This window comes from Streptomyces sp. NPDC088747 (assembly GCF_044751025.1).
Lineage (GTDB): Bacteria > Actinomycetota > Actinomycetes > Streptomycetales > Streptomycetaceae > Streptomyces.
Window position 1 is genome coordinate 104,051 of sequence record NZ_JBIVKZ010000007.1, and the last position, 24,957, is coordinate 129,007.

Sequence of the window (24,957 nt, forward strand, 5' to 3'; positions counted from 1 at the left end):
GCTCAGTAGGTCGTCAACCGGGCAGCGGCGAAACCGCCTCGCGCTGAGAAGGGAACCCATGAGCCGACACTCCACCCGCTTCTCCGACACCCCCGGCACGCTCCGTCTCCCCCCGGCCGTCCCAGGCGCGCACACCCCCGACGTGGCCCGCGACCGGGGCGTACCCGAACTGCTGAAGGACCGCCGCTGATGGAACTGTCCTCACCCCTGACGTACGCGGGCGATCCGCGCGCCGCCGCGGACCGGGCCGCCGCCCTGGAGTCCGCGGGCCTCGACGCCGTCTGGGTCGCCGAGGCGTACGGCTTCGACTCCCCGACGGTCCTGGGCTATCTCGCCGCGAGGACCGAGCGGATGCGGATCGGCTCGGCCATCCTCAACGTCTACTCGCGCACCCCCGCACTGATCGCCCAGACGGCGGCCGGACTCGACGCCCTCAGCGGCGGACGCGCGCTCCTCGGCCTCGGCGCCTCCGGACCCCAGGTCGTCGAGGGCTGGCACGGCCGCCGGTACGACCGCCCGCTGGGCCGCACCCGCGAGGTGATCGAGCTCTCCCGGCGGATCTGGCGGCGCGAGGTGATCGAGCACCACGGCATCACCGACCTGCCCCTTCCGCCGGAGAAGGGCGGCACGCTCGGCAAGCCGCTGAAGCTGCTCAACCACCCGGTCCGCGACGCCATCCCGGTCTACGTCGCGGCGCTGGGCCCCGCCAACGTCCGGATGACCGCCGAGATCGCTGACGGATGGCTGCCGTTCCTCTACGTCCCCGAGCACGCCGACAAGGTCTGGGGCCGCTCCCTCGCCGAGGGCACCGCCGAGCGCGATCCCGCTCTCGGACCCCTCTCGGTGGTGGCGGGCGGCCTGCTGGCCATCGGCGATGACGCCGAGCCGGTCCGCGACCTGATGCGCCCGACCGTCGCCCTCTACGTCGGCGGCATGGGCGCACCGGGCCGCAACTTCTACCACGACCTGGTTTGTTCCTACGGTTACGAGTCCGCCGCGGACGCCGTCCAGGAGCACTACCTCGCGGGCCGCAAGAAGGAGGCGGAGGCCGCCGTACCCGCCGAGTTGCTGGAACTCCTCTGCCTGGCAGGCCCCGAGGGATACGTCCGCGACCGCGTCGAGGTCTTCCGTGCGGCAGGCGTGACCATGCTCAACGTCACCCCCGTCGGTCCGGATCCCGCTCGGCTGATCGAGCAGGTGAGGAGTTGGCTGTGACCTTGGCACGAGACCTCTACGGCCCCGACCACGAGGCCTTCCGCGAGACGGTGCGGACCTTCCTCGCCAAGGAGGTGACCCCGAACCACGAACGCTGGGCCTACAGGGGAAATTGCCCGCCCCGGTCTCCCCAGACGTTTCGCTTCCGACCCGCAAGGAGGCCCCGATGACATCAGCTCCCCGCACCACCGGCGACCTGCCCGACGATCCGGCCGACCGGACCTTGCCGCAGCTACTGGCCCGAAACGCCGGCGAATACCCCCAACTCCCGGCCCTGTCCTGGCAGTCGGCGGATCCGGGCAGCGGCTGGACGACCCTCAGCTGGGCGGAGATCCACGACCGCACCCGGAGCCTCGCCGCCGGCTACCGGGCCCTCGGCGTCGGCCGCGGCGACCACGTGCTGCTGATGATGTCCAACCGGCCCGAACACTGGCTGTCGGACCTGGCGTTGGTCCGCCTCGGCGCGATTCCGGTCAGTGTCTACGGCACCTCGGCCCCCGAGCAGATCACCCACATCGCCCGCAACTGCCGGGCCCGCCTCGCCGTCGTCGAGGGAACGGCCCAAGTGGCCGTGTGGGAACCGCTGCTGACCGACGCCGGCACCCCGCTGGAGCGCCTGGTGGTGGCCGAGGCGGGCGCGGAGGGCCGCCACTTCCCGTACGCCGCTCTGCTCAGTGAGCCGGTGCCGGAGCAGTTCGCCAAGGAACTGGACGCCGCCCACCCGGACGACCCGCTGACCGTCGTCTACACCTCCGGCACCACCGGCGAGCCCAAGGGCGTTGTCCTGACCCACCGCCAGGTGATGTCCAACGCCCTGGCACTGGACGCCGTGGTCGAACTCCCCCTGCACGTCGAGCACATCTGCTACCTGCCCTTCGCTCACATCGCCGAACGGATGCTGGGCATCTACCTGCCCTGCCACCGGGCCTCACACGTCTACCTCTGTGCCGACCCGACGCGCGTCGCCGCCGTGGTGCGCGAGGTGCGCCCCGCGCAGTTCTTCGGAGTGCCGAGGATCTGGGAGAAGCTGTCCGCCACCGTGCGCGGCATCCTCTCGCTGATGCCTGCCGAGCAACGGGCCGTCATCGAGGAGGCGTTCGGGATCGCCCGCGAGCACGTCGGGTACCGCGAGCGCGGCGAGACGCCACCCGCCGAACTCGAGGAGCGCTACGCCCGCGCCCGCGAGGAGGTGCTGCTGCCCATGCTGGCCGCGGGTGGACTGGGCCGGGTGACCTGGTCGGCCAGTGCGTCGGCGCCGATGCCGGTCGACGTGGTGAGGTTCTGGGCCGGCTTCGGCATCGTCATCATGGACGCCTGGGGGCTGACCGAGACGACCGGCGTCGCCACCAGCAACAGCCCGAAGACCGGTTTCCGGCTCGGTTCGGTGGGACGGCCGGTCGAGTCCGTGGAGATCCGCGTCGCCGAGGACGGCGAGATCCTGGTCCGGGGCTCGTCCGTCTTCTCCGGCTACCTCCAGCCGGACGGCTCGGTGCGGTCCGGCGTCGACGCCGAAGGCTGGCTGGCCACCGGCGACATCGGTCGGATCGACGAGGACGGCTACCTCTGGCTCACCGACCGGAAGAAGGAGATGATCATCACCTCGACCGGCAAGAACGTCTCGCCGGCCCTGGTGGAGAACGCGCTCAAGGAACACCCGCTGATCGGCCAGGCGATGGTGCACGGTGACAACCGCTCCTACCTCGTCGCGCTGCTCGTACTCGACGCGGAGGCCGCCCCCGCCTGGGCCACGGCGAACGGCGTCGAGGCGGACGCCGGACTGGCCGCGCTGGCCGAACACCCCGCCGTCCGGGCCGAGGTGGACCGCGCCGTGGCCGCCGCCAACACCCGGCTCAACCGCACCGAGCAGGTCAGGCGGTACGAGTTGCTCGCCGAGGAGTGGGGTCCGGCGACCGGGGAGCTGACGCCGTCGCTGAAGATGCGGCGCCGGGTCATCAGGGACAAGCACGCCGACTCGCTGTCCAGGCTCTACGAGGGCTGAACCGGGCCTCTCCCGCTTCGTCGGCGCGCCAGGGCGGGCACGTACCCCGACCGGGGATGGGTGTCCGCCCTGTCACATCCCGGCCACCGACTCAGAGGCCGTAGGTCTTGCCGATGACGTCCCGCTGGATCTCGCTGGTGCCGCCGTAGACCGTGGAGACGACCGCGGCCCGTAGGTGGCGCTCCATGTCGAACTCCGTGGTGTAGCCGTAACCGCCCATCATCTGCATGCCCTCCAGCGCGGCCCGCTTGGCGATCTCGGTGGCCTTCAGCTTGGCCATGGACGCCTCGCGCGGGAACAGTTTGTCCGGCTGCGCGTCGCAGTCCAGGGCGACCTCACGCACCAGCAGCCGGGTGCACTCGATCTCGGTGGCGAGATCGGCGATCCGGTGCCGCAACGCCTGGAAGGAACCGACGGGCCGACCGAACTGCTCACGTTCGCGGACGTAGCCGACGGCGTCGTCGAAGGCGCGGCGCGCCAGGCCCAGCATGTTCGCGGCCAGGAAGAGCCGCTCGTAGTTGAGACCGGCCATCAACTGCCGCCAGCCGTTGTCCACTTGCCCGACGACAGCGTCCGCGGGCAGCCGAACGCCGGTGAGGAAGACGTCGTTGACCTCCCGGCCACCCATGGTCTCGATGCCCCGAACCTCCACGCCCGGGGTGTCGGCGGGCAGATGGAACATGGTCAGGCCACCGTGCTTGTCCTCGCCTGTGCGGGCCACCAGCAGAATGCCCTTCGCCCAGTGCGCGTTGGAGATCCAGGTCTTCTGGCCGTCGATCACCCACGTGCCGTCCCCTTCCCGCCGGGCGCGGCAGCGCAGCGCGCCGACGTCCGACCCGGCCCCCGGCTCCGACATGGCGATGGACAGCACGTCTCCGCGCACGGCGCCGGACAGCACCTCCAGCCGCTGCCGCTCGCTGCCGAACTTCTCGTACGCCTTCGCGGCGATGACGGTGGTGATGAACCCTCCGCACGGGACCATCCCGTACGAGGTCTCCTCCAGGAAGAGACAGGCGTCCGCCAGTCCGCCGCCGGAGCCTCCGTACTCCTCGGGCAGGCACACCCCGAGCCAGCCCAGGTCGGCGAGCCTGCCGTACAGCTCGGGGTGGTGGGCTTCGCGGCCGTCGCCCGCCAGCGCGTCGCGCTGCTCCCGGGTTCCGCACTCGCGCTTGGCGAAATCACGTACGGCCGCGGCGAAAGCGGCCTGTTCCTCGGTGAGTCGACTGCCCATCAGGTCCTCCGGGATCCGGGTGCGGTGCCGGTCGGCGGCTCGGTCAGGTCGGGCCGGCAGGTGAGTTGCAAAGAGCGGATGAGTTGCAAAGAGCAGGTGGGTTACAAAGAGATGGTAGATGTTTCAGGATCTCTCCGGCATTCGTTCGCCGGTATTGTGAGGGGCACCATGAGAACTGACACGAACGACTCGTGGCTCGCCCGGGCGCTCGCCCAGCCGGAGCCGGAGGACCGCATGGCACGGCGGATCCTCGACGCAGCACTGGAGCAGTTCACCCTCCTCGGTCTGCGCCGCTCCTCGGTGGACGACGTCGCCAAGCGGGCCGGCGTCTCCCGGGTCACCGTCTACCGGCGTTTCCAGACCAAGGACAAGCTGGTCGAGGAGACCCTGCTGCGGGAGCTCAGCCGGTTCTTCCAGCAACTGGACTCCACCGTGGCGGCGCTGCCGACCATGAAGGAACGGGTCGTCGAGGGCTTCGTGGTCGCCCTGCGTCACACCCGCGCCCATCCGCTCTTCGGCGGCCTGCTGCTACTCGAACCCGAGGTGGTGCTGCCCTACTTGACGGTGCAGGGCAGTTCCTCGCTCTCCGCCACCGTCGAGTACCTGACGGTCCATCTGCGCCGCGCGCAGCAGGCCGAGGGCCGTCCCGAAGAGGACCCGCGTCCGGTCGCCGAGCTGATGGTGCGGGTCGCCGTGTCCTTCCTGCTCAACCCCGCGAGCTGCATCGAGATGGATGACGAGGACCAGGCCCGGGCCTTCGCCCGCCGTTACCTGGCCCCGCTGCTGGACGCCTGACCGGCCCGTCACTCCGAGTAGCCGGTAAGCCCGAGCGGTCGCTCCGGTCGCCGGGCGCCCCCGGCCGTTCAGCGGCGCCGGTGCAGTGCCCGAGCGAGGCGCACCGCGCGCTCCCGGGTGGCGGGGGGAACCTCGAAGGAGGTCAGCGCGATCGGCGGAGTGAACCGCTGCACCGTCGTCGACTGCACGGAGGTGAAGGCGCGCAGCCCCTCCTCGCCGTGGATCCGCCCGAAGCCGGAGTCCTGCGAACCGCCGAACGGCAACGCGGGCACGGCCGCGAAGCCCAGCACCGAGTTCACCGACACCGCCCCCGCGCGCAGTCGCGCCGCGATCGCCGCACCGGCGCGCCCGTTGCGGCAGAACACCGCGGCTCCCAGGGCATAACGCGAGGCGTTGGCCCGCTGCACCGCCTCGTCCACGTCGGCCACCGGGTTGATCGCCACCACGGGCCCGAAGGTCTCCTCCGTCATCGCCGCCGCGTCCTCCGGAACGCCGCTCAGCACGACCGGTGCGACGTACGGGGCGCGAACCGACTCGGGCCCGCCCAGCAGGGCCCGCGCACCCGCCGAGACCGCACCGGTCACATGCCGTTCCACGACCGCGACCTGGCCCGGCAACGTCATCGGGCCGTAGGCGGCGCCGACTTCGGCACCCGGGCGCAGCGACTCGGCGCGCTGGACCACCCGTTCGCACAGCTCCGCGTGGATCTCCCGCACCGCGTACACGCGTTCCACTCCCGCGCAGGTCTGCCCCGCGTTGCTCAGCGCGCCCCACACGATCGCGTCGGCGGCGGCTTCCAGGTCCGCGTCGGCGGTGACGATCACCGCGTCCTTCCCGCCGCACTCGGCGAGGAACGGCGTCAGCGTCTCGGCGCACACCGCCATCACCGTGCGGGCCGTCCCCGGCGAACCGGTGAACGCCAGTTTGTCGACCCCGGACCGCGCCAGCGCGTCCCCGGTGGACGCCGCGCCGGTGACGGTGGTGAGCAGACCGGCGTACTCGGGCACGGCGGCGTCGAACAGCTCGGCCAGCAACACACCTGTGCCCGGGGTCAGTTCGGACGGTTTGAAGACCACGGCGTTCCCGGCCGCCAGGGCGTAGCCGATGGAGCCCATCGGCGTGTACAGGGGGTAGTTCCAGGGGCCGATCACACCGATCACGCCCAGCGGCCGGTGCACCAGCGAGGCCCGCTGATGGACGGTGAACAGCCCCGTGCCCACCCTCCGCCGACGCAGTACCCGTTGGGCGTTGCGGGCCGCCCAGCCCAGGTGCTCCAGCGTGAGGACGACTTCCAACGCCGCGTCGCCGGCCGGCTTCCCGGTCTCCTCGGCGATGGTGCGGGCCACGGCGTCCAGGTCGGTGGCGATGGCCTTCTTCCAGCGCAGCAGGTGCTCACGGCGCCGGGCCGCGGGCAGCGCCGCCCAGCGGGCCTGGACGGTCCGGGCGCGGGCCGTGGCGCGGGAGACGGCTTCCGGCCCGTCCACCGGGTGCTCGGCGATCGGCTCGCCGTTCGCGGGGGAGTGCGTGGTGAAGACCGCGGCGGGTGGTGCGACGGCCGGGGTGGTGTCGGTCATCGGGTCTCCTGGTGGGGAACCTCGGAGGCGGACGACTGCTTCGGAACGGGGGCCCGTTCCGGGAGCGTCTCGTCCTCGATCGGGGTCAGCGGTCGGGTGTGTGCCCAGTGCGGCCCCAGGTCGTCCAGGGTCCAGCCGAAGGGGTAGGTACGCGCCTTGGGCTTGCGCGGGAACCGCTCCGGGCGTCCGGGCAGCAGGCGGATCAACGCGGCACGGGTGCGGAACCCGCGATGGGCGGCGGCACGCAGCCAGCGCGGCTCAGGGCGGAAGCCGAGCGCCATCAGCAGCGGTTCGTCCAGCACGGCGAGCAGAACCCGCGTCGCCATTCGTTGGGCAGGGGCCGGATACCAGGACGCCATGATCCGCAGGGTGGCGGCGGCGACCCTGCGGTTGGCGGGGTCGTAGGCGAACATCTCCCGCTCGTAGTCGTCGTGGAGTCGCTCGAACGCGGCGTAGGTGCCGGGCAGGCCGGAGATGCCCATCATCTCGCCCATCCGTCGGCCCACCAGCGCCAGGGTCTCGGTCTCCTGCTCGGACAGGCGCCGCCAGCCGAACCGGTCTATCCACCGCTTCGGCCCCACCACCGTGGTGGCGAGGACGTAGCGGAAGTCCTCGTTGGGGATCCGGTAGCGGCCGTGGATGCGGTTCAGGTGAGCGGCGGCCGTCCGTCCGTGTTCCGAGTCCATCCCCTCGCGGACCATCTCGTACGTGATCAGCACCGTGTCGTCGTAGCGCTTCTGACCGGCGCGTTCGAACTCCTGCGTGCGGTCCAGGAGTTGGGAGATGCGCGGGACGCCGTAGTCGCGCAGGAACGCGATCGACGTCCCCTGGAGGTAGGTGCGCGGGAACTCGTAGTGGATGATCCACCGGTAGATCTGCTCGAAGTCCTGCTGCGGATCCATCCGCTGGATGCGGCGGAGCCGGTTGTAGCGGCCCATGGTGATCCCTCCTGTCGGAATCGCGGCCCGACCGGCACGTGAACGCCCCTGCGCGGAGCGGATCTTGGTGGTGCCGACTGTTCTGGATCCCTGGGAGCACCCCCCGGTGAGTCGATGATACTGAAACTATTGAAGTGTTTCAGGAGGCGTCAATACTCCGGACGCGACGAACCCACGGAGGCACCCGAGGACCCCACCGCGGCGCCCGAGGACCCCACCGCGGCGAGGTCGCCCACGCAAGGGTGAAAGAGACCCGCTCGACCGGTTACGCGTTCGGAGACGTCCGCGTGCCGACGTACTGGGATCCGATGACGGAGAGAAGCTGCAACTTCTCGTAACTCTCGCTGCCGGGGGCGGCGGTGTAGACGAGAAGGCAGTGCGACTGGTCGGGGTCGAGAAGTATCTGGCAGGTCAGTTCCAGGACGCCGACCTCGGGGTGTACGTAGCGTTTGACGCCGTTGTGGTGGACGCCGATCTCGTGTTCGTCCCAGACGGCGCGGAACTCCGCGTTGTCGGCGAGCAGGAGGTCCATGAGGTGAGCGGCCCGGGAGCCGGGCCCTCTGAGCGTGACCATCTTGCGCAGCCCGGCGGCGAAGACGCGGGAGTGGAGTGCGTGGTCGTCGGGGTGGTAGACGGCCCGGGTGGCCGGGTCGGTGAACCAGCGGTAGCCGATGCTGCGGGCCGGGCCGGTGTACCGGGTGGTGTCGCCGGTGAGAGCGACGCCGAGCGGGGTCTGCCGGAGTGTCTCGCCGAGTTCGGTGACGATCTCGGCGGGGGTGTCGGTGAGCCGGTCGAAGATGCGGAGCAGGCCGGGACTGATGTGTTCGCTGGTCGCGCCTCTCGCGGGCGGGTTGTGCCCGGCGAGGCGGAACAGGTGGTCGCGTTCGTCCAGGGACAGCCGCAGACCCTGCGCCAGCGAGGCGATCATCTGCTCGGACGGATGAGGTCCGCGCTCCCGCTCGATCCGGCTGTAGTAGTCGGCGGAGATGTGGCAGAGCGCGGCGACTTCCTCGCGGCGCAGACCGGCGGTTCTGCGCCGTTGCCCGCGGGGAAGACCGACGTCTTCGGGTTGCAGTGCCTCCCGATGGCGGCGCAGGAACTCGGCGAGACCGGAGCGATCGATCACGGCTGCTTCCTCCCTGGTTCCGTTGCCTCCTCATCCTGCCACCGGCGACGAACGGTTGCCTCGGCCTGTGGATCCCCCCTTCGGGCCGCGGCCGGGGGAGGGGCGAGGACACCCGTTGCCTGGGATCGGGAGGCCGTGGATAAGCCGCGTCGATCAGCGCAGCCTGAGAGCACACCCACCTCCCAGCGAGACCAGGAGCAGCACATGGCACGCACACAACCGGACCTCACCGTCGGAGACCTCTCCGGAAAACTCGCCGTCGTCACCGGTGCCAGCGACGGTGTCGGCCTGAGCCTGGCGGCCCGCCTCGCCGCCGCCGGTGCCGAGGTCGTGATGCCCGTCCGCAACCCTCGCAAGGGCGAAGCGGCGCTCGAGAGGATCAGGCAGCGGCACCCGGAAGCGGCCCTGTCACTGAGGGACCTCGACCTGTCGTCGCTGGACTCGGTCGCCGCGCTGGGAGCCACACTCCGCGGCGAGAACCGTCCGATCCACATCCTCGTCAACAACGCTGGCGTGATGACTCCACCCGACCGGCAGACCACCACCGATGGGTTCGAGTTGCAGTTCGGCAGCAACCACCTGGGGCACTTCGCTCTCGTCGCCCACCTGCTGCCCCTGCTGCGCGCGGGCCGCGCACGCGTGACCTCGCAGCTCAGCGTCAGCGCGAACGAGAACGCCATCAACTGGGACGACCTGAACTGGGAACGGTCCTACCACGGCCGCCGCGCGTACAGTCAGTCCAAGATCGCGCTCGGCCTGTTCGGCCTCGAACTCGACCGGCGCAGCCGGGCCGCGGGCTGGGGGATCATCAGCAACCTGGCCCACCCCGGCATCGCGCCCACCAGTCTCCTGGCCGCACGGCCCGAGATCGGCCGGGCGACGGACACCGTCGGCGTGCGCCTCATCCGCGCCCTGTCCCGCCGAGGCATCCTCACCGGAACGGTCGAGACGGCGCTGCTTCCGGCCCTGTTCGCCGCCACCTCGCCGGACGCGCGAGGCGCCCGCATGTACGGCCCCAGCGGTCTCGGGCACCTGTCGGGCGCCCCCGCCGAGCAGGCCGTCTACTCCCGGCTGCGAGACGAGGACGAGGCCCGACGCGTCTGGCGGATCTCCGAGAACCTCACTCGTACGTCCTTTCCCGCGGGCGAGGACGCCCGGCCCGGCGTCGACCCCACAGGTTCCGCGGTCGTCGACTGAGATGAAGCGACGGGCAGCGCCCGGAGCCGGAGTTGGAGGGTCGGCCCTCGGAGGGTTCTGACGCGAGGCGGTTCGGCGGCTTCACGTCTTTCGCCTCAGTGAGGACAGAGTATGGACGACTTCAGCGAAAGTCCCTACTGTGTCCGACGCGACGCACGACACCTCATGCGTCCCCTTCGCCACTCTCCGTATCCGGTGCGACGGCGCGTACCGGCAGCGGTGGATCTCTCCACTCGTCCATCTGTGTTCCCCACCCCGTGGGGAGCGAACAGGAGGCTACGTGTATCCACGGCTGTTGTCCGAGCGGCTCGGCAGACGCCTTGTCACGACACTCATCACCTCACTTCTGGCGCTCGGACTGTCCGCACCCACGGGCTCGGCTGCCCCGATCGACCGGTCGGCCGCCGCTCTTCCCCCACAGGAACCCGGCGTCACCTTGCGTGTCTTCGACATGCAGACGCCGCTCCAGAAACTGTGCGATCTCAAGCCCGGCCAGACACCGAACATCGACAAACTGATGCCGGTGATCGACTGGTCCTCCGACGCGGACTTCGGCTTCAGCGCGAATTTCGTCTCACAGACCATCGCCAATCTCAACGTCGCCAGTGCCGGGACCTACACCTTCCGGCTCACCAGCGACGACGGCTCCCGGCTGTTGATCGACGACCAACTCGTCATCAGCCACGACGGGTTGCACGGCGCCGACCCCAAGGACGGCAACGTTGTCCTGACAGCCGGATACCACTCGGTCCGCATCGACCACTTCGAGAAGGACGGCGGACAGCAGGTCACGCTCGCGTGGAAGCCCCCCTCCGCGACCGCCTTCGCCGTGGTGCCCAACTCGGTGCTCAGCACGGACGCCGATGTCGTGCGGGTCACGGCTCCCGGACGCAAGGAATGCGAACTGAGCGGCGATTCACCGGGCGACGGACTCCCGCTGACCGGCGTGCACCCGAACTACACCCTGACCGATCTGCGGCCCGCCGGGTTCGAACCGCAGGTCTCCGCCATGGACTGGCTTCCCGACGGCAGGCTCGCCGTGGCCACTTGGGGCGGCTCGGAGAACACGACCGGCGAGGTCTACCTGCTGAGCAACGTCACCGGAAGCACCGGACCCGACAGGGTGACGTTCAAGAAGGTGGCCTCCGGTCTGAAAGAGCCCATGGGCATCAAGTACGTGGACGGCAAGCTGTACGTGTCGCAGAAGCACGAACTGACCGAGCTCAACGACACCAATGGTGACGAGGTCACCGACACCTACCGGCGCGTCGCCACCTGGCCTTACGGCGGCAACTTCCACGAGTTCGCCTTCGGCCTCCTGTACAAGGACGGGTTCTTCTACCTGAACCTCTCCGTGTCCATCAACTACGGCGGAGCGACCACCAACCCACAGCCCGCGCCGAACCGCGGCACCACCATAAAGGTCAACAAGGCGACGGGAGCGGTCAGTTACGTCGCCGGCGGGCTGCGCACCCCCAACGGGATCGGCTGGGGTCCGGAGGGTGACATCTTCGTCACCGACAACCAGGGCGGCTGGCTGCCCTCGTCGAAACTGGTCCAGATCAAGCAGGACCGCTTCTTCAACCACTACACCAACCCCGTCGGCCCCTTCGACTCCCGACGGGTGACCAAGCCGGTCCTGTGGCTCCCGCAGAACGAGATCGCCAACTCGCCCAGCACACCGCTTCAACTGCAGGACGGGCCCTTCGCCGGCCAGATGCTGTTCGGTGACGTGACCTACGGCGGCATCCAGCGCGGATACCTCGAAAAGATCAACGGCGAGTACCAGGGGGCTGTGTTCCGCCTCACCCAAGGCCTGGAAGCGGGCGTCAACCGGATCAGTGTCGGTCCCGACGGCGCGATCTACGCCGGCGGACTGGGAGCGGACGGGAACTGGGGCCAGGAAGGCAAGCTCAAGTTCGGCCTCCAGAAGCTGACTCCGAACGGTTCCAGCGCGTTCGACATCCGCGAGATGCGTGCGGTCACCGGCGGATTCGCCCTCGAGTACACCCAGCCCGTATCGAACGAGACCGCCGCCAATCTGGCCGCCCGCTACAAGGTCGAGCAGTGGCGTTACGTGCCCCGGGCCGACTACGGCGGTCCTAAGGTCGACGAAGAGACGCTCACCGTCCAGTCGGCCACCGTCTCCAGCGACCGCAGGACGGTCACTCTGGCCATCCCTGGTCTGAAGCCCAACCGGGTGGTCCACGTCCGCTCGGCTCGGCCCTTCAGTTCGGCCGGGGGCGATCAGCTCTGGAGCACCGAAGCCTGGTACACCATGAACCAGATTCCCGGCACGCCGTCCAGCACCGGAGAGGTGAAGGGCGTCAACGGCAAGTGCCTGGACGTGGACAACGCGAACACGGCCGACGGAACGAAGGTCCAGATGTGGACCTGCAACAGCACGGCCGCGCAGGAATGGAGTCTGCTCGGAACCGGCGCCGTGCGTGCCCTGGGGAAGTGCCTGGACATCGACAACTCGGGCACCGCTGACGGCACGAAGGTGCAGCTCTACACCTGCAACGGCACCGCTGCCCAGGTCTGGCAGGCGCAAGCCGACGGCACTCTGCGCAACCCGCAGTCCGCCAAGTGCCTCGACGTGTCCGGCGGCGTAGGGAACGACGGCACCCCCGTCCACCTGTGGACCTGCCTCAACCAACCGAACCAGAAGTGGGTTCTGCCCTAGAGGTTCCACCAGGAGGCGACCGTCCCACGCTCGCCGAAGGCCGGGAGGAGTCCTGGCCTTCGGCGAGCACGGCCCACTCGGGCCGCCCGCACCGTCAGGCCGTATCCCCCAGGAAGGTGTGCTCAGCCGCCCGATCCGTACGACAGGTCCGAGCACAGGTCGTCGTCCGCCGAGCGGGCGTCGTCGGCCACGGAAGTGGGGACGTCGGTCGGGGTGGCCGGGGCGGTGGTCGCACCCTGCGGCGAATAGGACGTGCCCAGGACGACGTTGAGGCCGGATCCGCCGAGGAGCTGGAGTTCGGCACCGGGGAAGAGCCGGGCCACTGTCTCCGCCTGGGTCTTCAATCCCGATCCGTACTCGATGACCGTGTCGGTGTGGTCCTGGCTCTTGGCGTTCGCGGTGCCGGTGACCGTGAAGCCGTGTTCGGTCAGCGTGGCGGCGGCGGTGGACGCCAGGCCGCCGGTGGTGGTGCCGTTGTAGACGGCCACGGCGATACCGGCGCCCGAGACGCTCTCCGCGGCACTCGGTGACGCCGAGGAGGGCGCCGGGCTCTTCGTGCCGCGGGCGTCCTTGCCGTCGATGGTGCGGTCCGCCCTGAGCGCCGCCCAGAGGGCGGAGGCGTCCGGCTCGACGATGGTCACGCGTGAACCCTCGTACCGCCAGGGGATCGTGACGAACTTCGTGTTGTGCAGGTCGATGTCCTTCAGCGACATCGCGAAGGAGATCAACTTGTTCGCCGTGCCGAGGCCGGGGTCGACGGTCATCGACTCCGTCGCCGCCTCCGCCAGAGGCAACAGCTTCGTCGGGGTCAGCCCGTCACTCCTGACCTCCTTGATCAGGCTGCCGACGAAGGCCTGTTGCCGCTTGATGCGTCCGATGTCGGAGCCGTCGCCTATGCCGTGCCGGATCCGGACGTAGTCGAGGGCCTGTTGCCCGGAGACCGTCTGTTCGCCCTTCTCGTACAGCAGCTTGCCCTTGGTGGCGCGCTTGGGGTTGAGATCGCCCTGGTAGATGTCCTGCGGGAGGCACACCTTGACGCCGCCGACCACCTCGGTCAGCGCGGCGAAACCCTTGAAGTCGACGACGACGGTGTGGTCGACGCGCACGCCGGTCAGCTTCTCCACGGTGTTCTGCGTGCAGGCGGGGTTGCCCTCGGCGGTCTGCCCGACGGAGTAGGCCGCGTTGAACTGCGTGTCCGTCCGCTCCTTCGTCCAGGACCCGTCCGGGAGCTTGCAGGGCGGGATGGTGAGCAGCGTGTCGCGGGGGATGGACACCGCTATCGCGTTCTTGTGATCCGCGTAGACATGCAGCAGGAACGCGGTGTCCGAGCGGCCGATGTCGTCCGACTCGCCGCCGCCCAGGGCGTCGTTGCCGTCGGTGCGCGCGTCGGATCCGATGACCAGGACGTTCTCGCCCTCGGAGGAGGCGGCGTCCGGGCGGTTCTTGGACAGACCGTCCGCGTCGAAGGTGTCGATGTTGCCGTTCAGCTTGATGTAGATCCAGCCGAGAGCGGCCACGCCGAGCACCGCGACGGCCAGCGCCACTGTCAGGGCGACGCGCAGCGGGCGACGGCGTCTGCCCCGGCGGCCGGGATCCCGCCGCCGGCCTCCGCCGCCGTCGGGCCGCCCCGCCCCGCGCCGATGCCGCGAAGGGAGAGCTTGGTTGTCAACAGTCATGCGTGCGCCCTCGTCTGTCCGCCGAACTCATTTGGAGGAGAGGACTGCTGACGCCACTCCAGGGTTGTGCGGCCTCACAACGCGACACCCGTCACCCCGCGCCGACCGCGGCCGACTCGTAGCCCGTGATGTCGTCGGGCTTCACCAGGCCGTCCTCGATCGCTCGGGCCAGCATGTCCGCCTTCGTCGGTGCGGTCCTGCCGACCTGCGCGTACTTGACTCTCGCCCGACGGATGTACACGTCCACGGTGTGAACCGACACATCCATGCGCCGGGCGACCGAGGCCTTCGACATGGACTGGAACCACCACAGCAGCGCGGTACGTTCCTGGGCGGACAGCTTGGGTCTGTTCGCGCCGCGATCGCCGACGAGGACCCCCGCGGCCGTCGGCGTGACGTACGGTCTGTCTCCCGCCGCCGCCAGCACCGTGTTGACCAGGTGAGCCCGCCCCTCGTTCTTCGCGACGAACTCGCAGGCTCCGGCCTCCAGCGACTCGAGCACCACCCGCTGCTCGGTGAACTGCGAGAAGGCGATGACCCGTTGGCCCGCCGCGGCCAGTGTGGCGATGTCGCCGATGACGAGTCTGCCGTGCAGATTCAGATCGAGAATGAGGACGTCCGCGACGCCGGGCTCCACATCCGCGGTTTCGCCGGTGTGTGCCACCGAGATCCGCGGCTCCTCGGAGAGCCAGGTCTGGATGCCCTCAATGACGACAGGGTGATCGTCGACGATGGCCACGGTCAGGGTGTCGGCCGTACCGGCCATCGGGTCTCCCACCACAGCTGATCCTCCTCCTGGTCGTACATGGCGGACACGGTGAGCGGGCCCGGGGATTCCCCGAGCGTCTCCGGCGGGGCGTCGGCCACCACGCTCACCACCACGTCCTCGGGCGTCGTCACCACGGTCACCCGCGCCCGGGTGGCGGCCGTGGACAGGATCAACAGGGTCCCTTCGGCCAGTTCCCGGCGGGCGGATGTCGGCAGGTCGGGAAGGTCGCCGTAACTCAGCAGGGTCACGCGTACGCCGCGCCGCTCAGCGACATCGGCGCAGGCCCGGAGTTCGTGCAGCAGCGGGTGCGGGGTGTCGTCCGTCTCCACGAACAGCCGCCGCAGGCGCGCCGCCTCCACGGCGGCGCGCTGGCGTACGACGGGATCCCCCGGGTCCAGTTGACGTTCCGCCAGGCCACGCAGCAGCGGTTCCACTCTGATGCGCAGGTACTCGTAGCGGCGCCGGCGCTCGGCGTGCACGGTCTCGTCGGCGGTGGCACGGGCGAGGTGCTCGGCCTGTCCAGCGGCGATCTCGGTGGCTTCCCTAGCACCGTCGTTGAGCTGCCGTGCCAGGTACGCGAAGGTCAACTGGATACCGGCCGTGGTGTAGACAGCGGCCAGCAGACGGGAGACGGTGACGTGGTCGAGCGCGCCGTCGGCGGCCAGGAAGCCGACAGTGACCGCCGTGTTGGCGGCGAGCAGGGTGATCAGTTCCCGCAGCGGACGCTGCATCAGAAGCAGCACGCCGAACCAGCCCACGGTGTTCCACGCCCAGCTCACGTCGCCGATCGCACCGCCCGCCGGGTACGTGGCGGTGGCGACGATTCCGGTGACCAGCGCCGCCCCCGCGAGCATCCGCGCGGTGCGCGCGGTCAGCGCGGATCGCAGCAGCAGGATGGAACCGGCCGTCTGGATGACCGCGAGAGTCAGCCAGGCGCCCGCGGCCGCGAACCGCGGCTCGTACACCGGCCAGCCCCTGAGCACCAACATGGTGTCCAGCCCCAGGTGCCAGACGCCCACGATCGCCACCAGCCCGATGTTGACGGCCCTGGCGAAGCGGTTGGCGACGACTCCCTCGCCGACACCGACGCCGACGGTCATGGCTCCCACCTCAGTACGACCAGGGCGCCGGCGCCGGGGGAGGAGACCGCCCATGCGCTGCCGCCCACGGCACTCATCCGGCCGTAGACCGATTCCCGCAGGCCGCGCCGGTGGGAGGGAACGAGCGCGGGGTCGAACCCGCGTCCGCTGTCGTGGACTTCGACGGTGACGCCTTCCCCGACGCGTCTGGCAGTGACCCGGGCGGCGGGGGTGTCCGCGTGCTGGGCGACGTTGGTCAGGGCCTCGGCGATCCCCTGCGAGAGGGCTTCCACCACCTCGTGGGGCAGGTCCAGCGGCGGTACGTCGAACTCGATGTCCAGTGGCGGCAGGCCGACTCGGTGCGTCAGTACGACGGTTCGCAGCGCGACATCCAGTGGTGCGGGGGCGTGCGCCGCAGCTCGTGCCGTGTGGGGGTGTGCCCGCAGGTCTTCGATGACGGCCAGGTCGGCCGCGGCCCGTGCCGGCAGCGCGGCGGAGTCACGGGTGATGCTGCCGGTGCCCACCATGGTGAGCGTGGCGAGCACGGTGTCGTGCAACAGCCGTTGCTGGTCCAGTTCGTCGGTCCGGGCGGCGGACCGGGCACGCGCCGACGCCCGAACCGACGCCTCTTCCGACAGCGCGAGGTCCGCCCTGCGCGCCCCGTGCCGCAGCAGGACCATGAGAGCGGCGGCGAGCAGCCCTTGCAGCACCAGGACGACGGAAGCCTCCCGGATGCCGCCGCCCACCGCGTGGGCCCCCGCGATGGCGATGGCCGCGGCCATCGCCATGGGCTGCCGCAGCATGAACTGTGCGATGAAGACACCGGTTCCGGCGACCATGTCGATCCATCCGGAGCCCGCACTCGCTTCCAGGACCTTGGCCGGGACGAGGTTGCCCTGCGCCAGGCAGAGCGCGAGAACGACGGCGATATCGCCGGCGTAGAGCCAGTGTCGGGGTTCCGGCCTGAGCGTCAGAACGGTGAACAGAGCGCTCCACAGCAGTAGCCCGACCACCGCGACGGCCACCCAGACCGAGCGGGCGGGCGGTGCGAAACCGACCACCGCGACCAAGGCCGCTCCGACGGCGCTGACCGCTCTCAGTACAGCGGACAGACGCGCCGACCTACGCCGGAGCTGGAGTTGGGCGGGCCCTTGCGTCAGTTCGCCGCCCGCGCGTAAGGAATTCCCTATTCCGCCGAGAAGAACAGGGGACTCCGCCGTGCTCTCCAAAGTGATTCCCCCGTACACAGTTGAGACCCGCGCCCCAACCTAGACGACCGCGACCGTGACCGACAGGGGGTCACGTGTGGTGTCCTTGGCCGCTCCTGCCCCGCGTGCAACGAACGGGGGCCCCTCTGTCACCTGTTCACGTGACGTGTATATCGCCGGACCGGGTCGTAATCTTCGGGGCGTACCGGGAAAAGCGATTCCGGCTCGGGATCAACTCCGGTTACAGGTTGTCGGACCGATGCGTTCCGGCACAAGAACTCATTTCGTCAACGGGGAGTATTCATGTCCAAACCGCAGAGAAGAATCCTTCTCTTCCTTTCCGTGTTTCTGGCGGCCGTACTCACGGCCCTCACAACGGCCACGCCGGCCAACGCGGCGGCGCCGCCCCGGTCGACCACGAACACGAACACGGTCATCTTCGTCCACGGGATCCAGGGAAATCCCCTCAAGACGGGACACGACTGCACCACCTCCTGGGCGGATGCCCGTAGGCACTTCAAGGACAAGGGGTGGCGCGGAAATCTCCTGACCTTCGGCTACTACCGGGGCGACACGCGGTGCAGCCACGAATACGGCGGCAACAGGGACACCCCGATCAACACGGTGGCCAAGGCGTTCGCCAACTACGTCTACGACAACTTCTCGAAGCCCTCGAAGGGGAGCAAGAAGATCGACGTCGTCGCCCACTCCATGGGTGGTCTCGTCGTCCGTGCCGCGCTGTACCACACCCGCAGGGGCACCGCGGGCTTCCCTCCGTACCTCTACATCGAAGACGTGGCGACGCTCGCCACGCCGCACGGTGGCAGCACCAACGACGGCTTCTGCAGGTTCCTGTGGCGGCAGTGCAAGGACATGCGGCCGGGCAGCGCGTTCCTCGACGCGCTCCCCAACACCATGCCCAACTCCCGTATGGGTACCGACTGGACGACGATGTCGTCCTTCCACGACGGATACGTGTCGGAGTCCTCCGGCATCGCGGGCACCGCGGAGCACGAGATCCAGTACAACGACAGCCGGGTCGGGCACGTGAGCTTCCCCAAGCTCGCCACCGGAACGTACAACGCGCGGATCAAGAACAACTCCACCTGGACCGGTTGGGGCCGACGCGCCGCTCCCGCGGAGATGGCACGCATCGCGGTGTACCGCCCGTCCACGGGCTGAGTACCGCGGTCGGTGAGCGTCACCGGGGAGCCGGTGGCAACACGCAGTGAACGAGGGGCGGTTGTCGCGCTGACGGCGACCGTCCCTCGCTCCGCGTCGTGAGCGGTCCGTGAAATCCGGCCTCGGGCCGCTCGTGAAGTTCGGCTTCGGGACATCAGCGAAGTCCGGCCGCCCTTCTTCACTGCCTCGCCGGTATCCGCTAGGCGTCGGCCCGCAGGTGTTCGTGCGCCCATTCTTCGAAGCTCGTCAGGCTGATGCCCAGCGCACGGGCGAACTCCGGCCGGGCCGGCTGGCCGACCACTTCCATGAACTCGTGGGTGGCACCCATGTCCGGCATGCCGGCGGCGCGGGCCTGTTCCTCGTTCATGTCCGGCGCCGACAACGGGACTCCCAGGGCGCGGGAGAGCGTCTCGGCGATCTGAGTCATGGTCAGGTAGTCGCTCGCGAGCTCCAGTTCCAGACGGTGGAACTCGGCAGGTGCCGCCAGGGCGGCTGCCGCGGCCCGGCCCAGGTCCCGCGCCGCCACGAGCGCCAGGTGCGTGCCCGGTTTGACGACGGTGACCAGACCGCCTTGGACCCCACGGGGGAAGTAGAACCGCATGGAGGGCTCGAAGTTCTCCATGAAGAACGACGGCTTGAGCAACGTCCAGTACCGGAAGTCGAGTTCGCGCAACCGGTTCTGGGTCGCGGCCTTCGTACCGAGCGGGGCCTCCATCATCGCCCACCGGCCCTCGGCCCAGCCCGGAGCCTTGACGTGCTGATCCACGCCGCTGGTCGAGGACTGCACGAACTGCTCGACCCCGGCGGCCCGCGCGGCCGTCATGAGGTTGTCCGCCTGCCTGACCTCGCCGGCGAAGTCGAACCCCTGGCCGGTGTACGCAGGCATCTGCACGGAGAAGACGGCCCGTACGCCGTCCACGGCCGCTGCCAGGGTCGCCGGTTCGGTCAGATCGCCCACGATCAGGCGGGCGCCGAGTTCTTCGACAGCCCGCGCGCGTGGTGTGCTCGGGTCGCGCACCAGGGCACGGACGGCGGTTCCCCGCGCGAGCAGGGCCCGGGCGGTGGCGCCGCCCTGGCGGCCCGTGGCACCGGTGACGAGGACCGGCGTTGCGGCAGTGGTCATGTGTACATCTCCTCGGAGGTGACGCGCACGAAACGGCGGGGCCCGCCGTTTCGCGTTCGTTGGAATACGGTGGGGCCCGCCACTTATCAACGTTGGGGAGAACATGACCGGCCAGCGCTCGGACGCCCGCCGCAACTACGCGCACATCCTCGCCGTGGCCGAGGCCGAGGTGGCGGCCAAAGGTGCCCAGGCCTCCCTGGAGCGCATCGCCCGGGTCGCGGGCGTCGGATCGGCCACCGTGCGCCGCCACTTCCCGACGCGCAAAGCCCTGCTGGACGCCGTCTTCAAAGAGCGTGTGCGGGCCCTGTGCGATCGTGCTCGTGTCCTCCGCGGCAAGGACGACAGCCGGTCCGCCCTGGTGGAGTGGCTGCACGAACTGCTCGCCTACTCCCTCGCCGCACGGGGTCTGGCCGACGTTTTGTCCTACGAGCCTCTGCAGGACGGGGTCGCCCAGGGCTCCTGCGCGGCGGACATCGGGGCGGCCGGTGACCTGCTGCTGCGCAAGGCCATCGACGACCAGGCTGTCCGGGGGGACATCACCATCGACGATCTGCTCACGCTGATCGTCGGAATCGCCCTGGCCACCGAGAACTACACCGACCCCGCGACGCCGGCTGACCGCGCCTTCTGGCTCGCAGTCGAGGGCTTCGACCCCACCGGCACCTGACCGCTCACGCCCGGTCGGTGCCGCCGTCGAAGGTGGCCTGGGCCAGGCCCGTCCGATAGGCGATGACGACGAGTTGCGCCCGGTCGCGGGCCTCCAGCTTGGTCATGGCGCGCTGCACGTGGGCGCGGACGGTGAAAGGGCTGAGGAACATCCGCTCGGCGATCTCCTGGTTGGACAGGCCGGTCGCGACCAGGGCCACCATCTCGCGTTCGCGCGGTGTCAGCGCGGCGAGCCGCTCGGGGTGGTGCGGTGTGAGGTTGTCCGGTGTGGCCAGGAAGCGGGCGACCAAGGAGCGGGTCGCGGCGGGGGACAGGAGAGTGTCGCCGTCGGCGATGGTGCGCACGGCGTTCAGCAGGTCCTCGGCCCCGATGCCCTTGCCGATGAAGCCGCCGGCTCCCGCGCGCAGCGCCTGAGCGACGTACTCGTCGGTCTCGTACGTGGTGAGGATCAGGATGCGGCTGGCCCGCAGTTCCGGGTCCGCGCAGATCTCCGACGTGGCGGTGAGACCGTCCACCTCGGGCATACGTATGTCCATGATCACCACGTCGGGGCGCAACTCCCGGGTGAGTCTGACCGCCTCCCTGCCGTCGCCGGCCTCGCCGACCACGGTGATGTCGTCGGCGGTGTCGAGAAGCATCCGGAAGGCCTGGCGCAGCAGGGCCTGGTCGTCGGCGAGCAGTACGCGGAGCGTCACGGTGCATCCCCGGCCTGTACGTCGTCCGTCCGTCCGTAGCCTGTCACTTCATCGGCGATCCGCGTTTCGGGGGTTGTCGCTTCGTCGGTCAGTCGCGCCGTGTCCTTGGCGGGTGGGAGGGGGAGCCGGGTGGAGACGAGGAAGCCACCCTCCGGGCGCATGCCCGCGGAGAGATGTCCTCCGATCGCGGTGGCACGTTCACGCATCCCGATCAGACCGTAGCCGGGCGGCCGGTCCTGCACCGCGGCCGTGTTCGGCGCGGTGTGGGCGCCCGTTCCGTCGTCGGTGACGGTGAGGGCCACGCAATCGCCCTTCCAGACCAGGCGCACCCGGGCGCTGCGGGTGCTGGCGTGCTTGGTCACGTTGGTCAGGGCCTCCTGGACGATGCGGTACGCGGTGAGGTCCACGCCCGGCGGCAGCGGCCGGGCCGTACCCTCCTGACGCACCGACACCTCCAGACCCGCGCGCCGGAAGGACTCGATGAGCGTGGGAAGCCGGGACAGTCCGGGCGCCGGCTCGGCGGGCGCGTCCGCGTCCCCGGACTGACGCAGCAGACCGACCGTCGCCCGCAGATCGTCGAGCGCGTCGCTGGTGGTCTCGACGAGCTCCTTCAGGCTCTTGCGGGTCTGCTCCGGACGGGTGTCGAAGAGATGGGCGGCGACCGTGGCCTGCGCGTTGGCCAGGGTGATCTGATGGGCCACCAGGTCGTGCAGTTCCCGGGCGATGCGCACCCGTTCCTCGGCGACCCTCCGGCGGGCCTCGCTGTCCCGGCTCTTCTCGGCCCGCCGGGCCCGCTCCTCCACGGCCGCCAGGTAGGCCCGACGGTTGCGCACCGAGTGACCGAGCATGCCGGCCATCAGCGGGAAGGCGGCCACCACTCCCATCCTGCTCGCGTCCTGCCACGAGAGGCCCCCGGACAAGGGGGTGGAAGCGACCAGCAGCGCCGCGGAGGTGAGCGACACCGCGCTCGCCGCGCGCCGTTCGGTGCGCGCGGCGAGCGTGTAGGAGTAGGCGGTGATCACCGCGGGGGCCACGGTGAGCGGGCTCAGCAGGAGGCCCAAGGGCTGCACCAGCACGCCGCTCACCGTCGTGGCCGCCAGGGCGACCAGGGGCGCCCGGTGCCGTACCGGCAGTACGGCACAGGACAACACGGCGATCAAGTAGGCGGCGGCAGGCGGGGTTGAGAGTGTGTCGTCGACCCGCACCACGCCGCCGAGCAGACAGAGCGTGAACGCCGTCGCGGTGACCGCTCCCTCCCGCCACCACGTGACGCGTGGTCGCGGGCCACCGCCGCCTGTGTCCGTCATGGCCGGGACCGGCCCACGGGGAGCCGCGGTACCGCCGCGTCCGGCCGGGGCGCGGAGGCCGGGGCACGCCTGCTCAGCGCCTCACCCTCGATATCCACGTTCGGCAGCACACGGTCCAGGATACGAGGCAGCCACCAGGCCCGGTGGCCGAGCAGTGCCAGGACCGCGGGCGCGATCGCCATCCGGACCACGAACGCGTCGAAGGCGACGGCGGAGGCCAGGCCGACTCCCATCGTCTGGATGGTCGGGCTGTTCAGCCCGACGAAACCGGCGAACACGCTGATCATGATGATCGCCGCCGCGGCCACCACACGTCCGCTGTGCCGGAAACCGTCGACGACCGCCGCACCGGGGGACGCGCCATGGACGTAGGACTCCCGCATCCGCGTGAAGAGGAACACCTCGTAGTCCATGGCGAGACCGAAGACGATGCCGATGACGAGAATCGGCATCAGCGACATGACCGGCCCGGTCTGCTCGATGCCCACCAGGTCCGCGCCCCAGCCCCATTGGAAGACGGCGACAAGGACGCCGAAGGCGGCTCCCACCGACAACAGGAAGCCGAGCGCGGCCTTGACCGGGACCAGGACCGAGCGGAAGACCACCGTCAGCAGGAGTATCGCCAAGCCGATGACCACGGTCAGATAGGGGATGAGGGCGTCGGACATGGCTTCGGAGATGTCGATGTTCAGCGCGGTGGTGCCGGTCACCGCGATGCGGGCGCCCGTGTCGGCCTCGACGCCGTCGACCGCGCTCCGGATCTCGTGCACCACGTCCTTGGTCTCGCCGCTGTTCGGCGCGGTCCGCGGAACGGCGGTGAGGACGGCCGTGTCCTTGTTCCGGCTGAGAACCGGATCACCGACCGACTCGATCCCGCCCACTCCCTGTACGGCCTTGACGACAAGGTCCGTTGTGGCCCTGGCGTCCCCTGACTCCGAGGCGTCCCCTGACTCCGAGGTGTCCCCGGATTCCGAGGTGTCCACGACGACGGTCAAGGGGCCGTTGAAGCCGGGGCCGAAGCCTTCTGACAGCAGATCGTAGGCACGGCGCTGGGTGGTCTCCACCGGCTTGGACTCGTCGCCCGGCAGCCCGAGTTCGAGGCTCAGCGCCGGAAGGGCGACGGCGCCGAGGCCGAGTCCGGCGATCATCAGCACGGCCGCCGGTCGGCGCAGCACGAACCGCGCCCACCGGACACCGAGCCCGGACCGGCCTGCCCCGGTGGGTGCCGGATGCGGTCGCTCGCGTCCCGGCCGGGCGGCCTTGCGGGCGGCGCGGGACAGTACCCGCCGGCCGAAGATGCCGAACAGCGCGGGGACCAGGGTCAGTGCGACGAGTACGGCAAGGGCCACCGCGCCCGCGCCGCCCATACCTATCTTGGTGAGTTCGGGGATCCCGACGACCCCCAGTGCGACCAGGGCGATGAAGACGGTCGCGCCGGCGAAGACGACAGCGGATCCGGCCGTGCCCACCGCCAGACCGGCGGCCTCCTCCGGCTCGTTGCCCTTGGCGCGCTCGTCGCGGAAGCGGGAGGTGATGAAGAGCGCGTAGTCGATGCCGACCGCCAGCCCCAGCATCAGCGCGAGGATGGCCACGGTGGACGTCAGGCCCAGTGGAACGGCCAGCGCGGAGATCAGGCCGAAGGCGATGGCCACGCCCAGGAAGGCGGTCAGCAGCGACAACCCGGCCGCGACCAGCGAACCGAGGGTGATGACCAGCACCACCGCCGCCACCACCACGCCGATGAGCTCGGTCGTGCCGCCCGGTTCGACTTCCGCGTCCAGGGCCGAGCCGCCGATCTCCACGGTCAGCCCCGCGTCCCGGGCCCGGCCCGCGGCGTCCTCCAAGGCGCTCTTCGTCGGCTCGGTGAGGTCAACGGCGTTCGCGGAGTAGGTGATTGTGGAGTAGGCGATGGTGCCGTCGCCGCTCACGGCGCCGGTCTCATACGGGTCGGTGGTCGAGGCGACCTGATCGCCCCCGTTCAGTGACCCGAGTGTGTTCCGGACGACCGCCTTGTTCTCCCTGGCCGTGATCCGCTGACCGTCCGGGGCCTGGAACACCAAACGGGCCTCGGCACCCTGGGAGTTGCTGTCGGGGAAGCGCTCGTCCAGCAGGTCGAACGCCTTCTGCGACTCGGTGCCGGGCATGGACAGGTCCTCTTCCTGCCCGGCCGGTGCCAGGGCGGCGGCGCCCACGGCCAGCACCAGGGCAGCAAGCCACAGACCACTCACGAGCCGCCGCCGCCGGAAGGCCCACCGTCCGATCCGGTAAAGATAGGTCGCCACCTGTTGATCACTCCAGACACCGTTGGGCAAAGGGGGATTGCGCGGTTTCCGCGCGCTTCCCACACTTCCCTCGGGCGCTTCCCCGGGCGTCGTCACCAGCCGCCGTCTTCATCTGGTACGGAGGGACCAGAGGTTCGCGTGTTCTGGTGCTTACGCACTAGGTGGACCGGATCCTCGCCACCGACCGACCGACCGACCGACTGACCTAG

General features: G+C 70.0%; 20 protein-coding genes and 1 pseudogene. 9 read left to right on the top strand and 12 right to left on the bottom strand.

Translation table 11 applies throughout. The features are described 5' to 3' along the window. The first annotated feature begins 58 nt into the window (after positions 1 to 58). From ACIP79_RS18455 to ACIP79_RS18470, 4 genes and pseudogenes are all read left to right on the top strand, one after another. On the top strand, positions 59 to 190 hold the full coding sequence (locus ACIP79_RS18455; RefSeq protein ID WP_401224463.1) for a hypothetical protein: 132 nt from the start codon (positions 59 to 61) through the stop codon (positions 188 to 190). After that, a complete protein-coding gene (locus ACIP79_RS18460; RefSeq protein ID WP_401224465.1) occupies positions 190 to 1,215 on the top strand; it encodes an LLM class F420-dependent oxidoreductase in 1,026 nt (341 codons plus the stop codon). Before ACIP79_RS18455 ends, ACIP79_RS18460 begins: the two co-directional genes overlap by 1 nt. Positions 1,216 to 1,217: 2 nt before the next feature. Next, positions 1,218 to 1,325: pseudogene (locus ACIP79_RS18465) on the top strand (acyl-CoA dehydrogenase family protein); the annotation flags it as partial. 56 nt (positions 1,326 to 1,381) lie between these two features. Beyond that, positions 1,382 to 3,214 carry an AMP-dependent synthetase/ligase gene (locus ACIP79_RS18470; RefSeq protein WP_401224466.1) on the top strand — a complete coding sequence of 611 codons (1,833 nt, stop codon included), beginning with the start codon at positions 1,382 to 1,384 and terminating at the stop codon, positions 3,212 to 3,214. Positions 3,215 to 3,305: 91 nt separating this feature from the next. Here the strand turns inward: ACIP79_RS18470 and ACIP79_RS18475 are convergent, their stop codons facing one another. Further along, on the bottom strand, positions 3,306 to 4,445 hold the full coding sequence (locus ACIP79_RS18475; protein ID WP_401224468.1) for an acyl-CoA dehydrogenase family protein: 1,140 nt from the start codon (positions 4,443 to 4,445) through the stop codon (positions 3,306 to 3,308). A 168-nt stretch (positions 4,446 to 4,613) separates the two neighbouring features. Between ACIP79_RS18475 and ACIP79_RS18480 the strand changes: the two genes are divergently transcribed. Beyond that, complete coding sequence (locus ACIP79_RS18480; RefSeq protein ID WP_401224470.1) at positions 4,614 to 5,240, top strand: TetR/AcrR family transcriptional regulator; 627 nt, start codon at positions 4,614 to 4,616, stop codon at positions 5,238 to 5,240. A gap of 68 nt (positions 5,241 to 5,308) precedes the next feature. Here ACIP79_RS18480 and ACIP79_RS18485 read toward each other — a convergent pair whose 3' ends face one another. The 3 genes from ACIP79_RS18485 to ACIP79_RS18495 all read right to left on the bottom strand — a co-directional run bounded on the left by ACIP79_RS18485 (position 5,309) and on the right by ACIP79_RS18495 (position 8,878). Continuing rightward, a complete protein-coding gene (locus ACIP79_RS18485) occupies positions 5,309 to 6,814 on the bottom strand; it encodes an aldehyde dehydrogenase family protein (protein ID WP_401224473.1) in 1,506 nt (501 codons plus the stop codon). Next, a complete protein-coding gene (locus ACIP79_RS18490) occupies positions 6,811 to 7,752 on the bottom strand; it encodes an oxygenase MpaB family protein (protein ID WP_401224476.1) in 942 nt (313 codons plus the stop codon). Before ACIP79_RS18490 ends, ACIP79_RS18485 begins: the two co-directional genes overlap by 4 nt. A 265-nt stretch (positions 7,753 to 8,017) precedes the next feature. Next, the gene (locus ACIP79_RS18495; RefSeq protein ID WP_401224478.1) at positions 8,018 to 8,878 is read right to left on the bottom strand and encodes a helix-turn-helix transcriptional regulator; all 861 of its coding nucleotides are present in this window, start codon (positions 8,876 to 8,878) and stop codon (positions 8,018 to 8,020) included. A gap of 204 nt (positions 8,879 to 9,082) precedes the next feature. On the opposite strand from ACIP79_RS18495, the gene ACIP79_RS18500 reads away from it, so the two are divergent. Then, positions 9,083 to 10,075 carry an SDR family oxidoreductase gene (locus tag ACIP79_RS18500; RefSeq protein WP_401224481.1) on the top strand — a complete coding sequence of 331 codons (993 nt, stop codon included), beginning with the start codon at positions 9,083 to 9,085 and terminating at the stop codon, positions 10,073 to 10,075. A gap of 280 nt (positions 10,076 to 10,355) precedes the next feature. Continuing rightward, a complete protein-coding gene (locus ACIP79_RS18505) occupies positions 10,356 to 12,761 on the top strand; it encodes an RICIN domain-containing protein (RefSeq protein WP_401224483.1) in 2,406 nt (801 codons plus the stop codon). A gap of 122 nt (positions 12,762 to 12,883) precedes the next feature. Here the strand turns inward: ACIP79_RS18505 and ACIP79_RS18510 are convergent, their stop codons facing one another. The 4 genes from ACIP79_RS18510 to ACIP79_RS18525 form a co-directional block, all read right to left on the bottom strand. After that, positions 12,884 to 14,437 (bottom strand): LCP family protein, encoded by a 1,554-nt coding sequence (locus ACIP79_RS18510; RefSeq protein ID WP_401224484.1) that lies wholly within the window; start codon positions 14,435 to 14,437, stop codon positions 12,884 to 12,886. A gap of 91 nt (positions 14,438 to 14,528) precedes the next feature. Beyond that, entirely contained in the window at positions 14,529 to 15,218 is a 690-nt protein-coding gene (locus ACIP79_RS18515) for a response regulator (RefSeq protein WP_401224487.1), read from the bottom strand. Beyond that, a complete protein-coding gene (locus ACIP79_RS18520) occupies positions 15,179 to 16,306 on the bottom strand; it encodes a hypothetical protein (RefSeq protein WP_401224490.1) in 1,128 nt (375 codons plus the stop codon). The genes ACIP79_RS18515 and ACIP79_RS18520 overlap by 40 nt, the downstream gene beginning before the upstream one ends. Next, positions 16,303 to 17,346, bottom strand: coding sequence for a sensor histidine kinase (locus tag ACIP79_RS18525; RefSeq protein ID WP_401224977.1), 1,044 nt, complete (start codon positions 17,344 to 17,346; stop codon positions 16,303 to 16,305). Before ACIP79_RS18525 ends, ACIP79_RS18520 begins: the two co-directional genes overlap by 4 nt. A gap of 450 nt (positions 17,347 to 17,796) precedes the next feature. On the opposite strand from ACIP79_RS18525, the gene ACIP79_RS18530 reads away from it, so the two are divergent. Continuing rightward, the gene (locus tag ACIP79_RS18530; RefSeq protein WP_401224493.1) at positions 17,797 to 18,675 is read left to right on the top strand and encodes an esterase/lipase family protein; all 879 of its coding nucleotides are present in this window, start codon (positions 17,797 to 17,799) and stop codon (positions 18,673 to 18,675) included. A gap of 199 nt (positions 18,676 to 18,874) precedes the next feature. Here ACIP79_RS18530 and ACIP79_RS18535 read toward each other — a convergent pair whose 3' ends face one another. After that, complete coding sequence (locus tag ACIP79_RS18535) at positions 18,875 to 19,798, bottom strand: NmrA family NAD(P)-binding protein (RefSeq protein WP_401224495.1); 924 nt, start codon at positions 19,796 to 19,798, stop codon at positions 18,875 to 18,877. Positions 19,799 to 19,901: 103 nt separating this feature from the next. On the opposite strand from ACIP79_RS18535, the gene ACIP79_RS18540 reads away from it, so the two are divergent. Next, complete coding sequence (locus tag ACIP79_RS18540; protein ID WP_401224498.1) at positions 19,902 to 20,465, top strand: TetR/AcrR family transcriptional regulator; 564 nt, start codon at positions 19,902 to 19,904, stop codon at positions 20,463 to 20,465. A gap of 4 nt (positions 20,466 to 20,469) precedes the next feature. On the opposite strand, the gene ACIP79_RS18545 is transcribed toward ACIP79_RS18540, so the two are convergent. From ACIP79_RS18545 to ACIP79_RS18555, 3 genes are read right to left on the bottom strand one after another with little or no spacing between them, the layout of a single operon-like run. After that, on the bottom strand, positions 20,470 to 21,159 hold the full coding sequence (locus ACIP79_RS18545) for a response regulator (protein WP_401224499.1): 690 nt from the start codon (positions 21,157 to 21,159) through the stop codon (positions 20,470 to 20,472). Next, positions 21,156 to 22,466, bottom strand: coding sequence for a sensor histidine kinase (locus ACIP79_RS18550; RefSeq protein WP_401224500.1), 1,311 nt, complete (start codon positions 22,464 to 22,466; stop codon positions 21,156 to 21,158). Before ACIP79_RS18550 ends, ACIP79_RS18545 begins: the two co-directional genes overlap by 4 nt. After that, positions 22,463 to 24,748, bottom strand: coding sequence for an MMPL family transporter (locus tag ACIP79_RS18555; protein ID WP_401224502.1), 2,286 nt, complete (start codon positions 24,746 to 24,748; stop codon positions 22,463 to 22,465). The genes ACIP79_RS18550 and ACIP79_RS18555 overlap by 4 nt, the downstream gene beginning before the upstream one ends. Positions 24,749 to 24,957: the final 209 nt, after the last annotated feature.

What these genes read in the sequence shown, in the direction of transcription:
- ACIP79_RS18455 (WP_401224463.1), top strand. Translation starts at nt 59, where the DNA reads ATGAGCCGACACTCCACCCGCTTCTCCGACACCCCCGGCACGCTCCGT.
- ACIP79_RS18460 (WP_401224465.1), top strand. Translation starts at nt 190, where the DNA reads ATGGAACTGTCCTCACCCCTGACGTACGCGGGCGATCCGCGCGCCGCC.
- ACIP79_RS18470 (WP_401224466.1), top strand. Translation starts at nt 1,382, where the DNA reads ATGACATCAGCTCCCCGCACCACCGGCGACCTGCCCGACGATCCGGCC.
- ACIP79_RS18475 (WP_401224468.1), bottom strand. Translation starts at nt 4,445, where the DNA reads ATGGGCAGTCGACTCACCGAGGAACAGGCCGCTTTCGCCGCGGCCGTA.
- ACIP79_RS18480 (WP_401224470.1), top strand. Translation starts at nt 4,614, where the DNA reads ATGAGAACTGACACGAACGACTCGTGGCTCGCCCGGGCGCTCGCCCAG.
- ACIP79_RS18485 (WP_401224473.1), bottom strand. Translation starts at nt 6,814, where the DNA reads ATGACCGACACCACCCCGGCCGTCGCACCACCCGCCGCGGTCTTCACC.
- ACIP79_RS18490 (WP_401224476.1), bottom strand. Translation starts at nt 7,752, where the DNA reads ATGGGCCGCTACAACCGGCTCCGCCGCATCCAGCGGATGGATCCGCAG.
- ACIP79_RS18500 (WP_401224481.1), top strand. Translation starts at nt 9,083, where the DNA reads ATGGCACGCACACAACCGGACCTCACCGTCGGAGACCTCTCCGGAAAA.
- ACIP79_RS18510 (WP_401224484.1), bottom strand. Translation starts at nt 14,437, where the DNA reads ATGACTGTTGACAACCAAGCTCTCCCTTCGCGGCATCGGCGCGGGGCG.
- ACIP79_RS18520 (WP_401224490.1), bottom strand. Translation starts at nt 16,306, where the DNA reads ATGACCGTCGGCGTCGGTGTCGGCGAGGGAGTCGTCGCCAACCGCTTC.
- ACIP79_RS18530 (WP_401224493.1), top strand. Translation starts at nt 17,797, where the DNA reads ATGTCCAAACCGCAGAGAAGAATCCTTCTCTTCCTTTCCGTGTTTCTG.
- ACIP79_RS18535 (WP_401224495.1), bottom strand. Translation starts at nt 19,798, where the DNA reads ATGACCACTGCCGCAACGCCGGTCCTCGTCACCGGTGCCACGGGCCGC.
- ACIP79_RS18540 (WP_401224498.1), top strand. Translation starts at nt 19,902, where the DNA reads ATGACCGGCCAGCGCTCGGACGCCCGCCGCAACTACGCGCACATCCTC.
- ACIP79_RS18550 (WP_401224500.1), bottom strand. Translation starts at nt 22,466, where the DNA reads ATGACGGACACAGGCGGCGGTGGCCCGCGACCACGCGTCACGTGGTGG.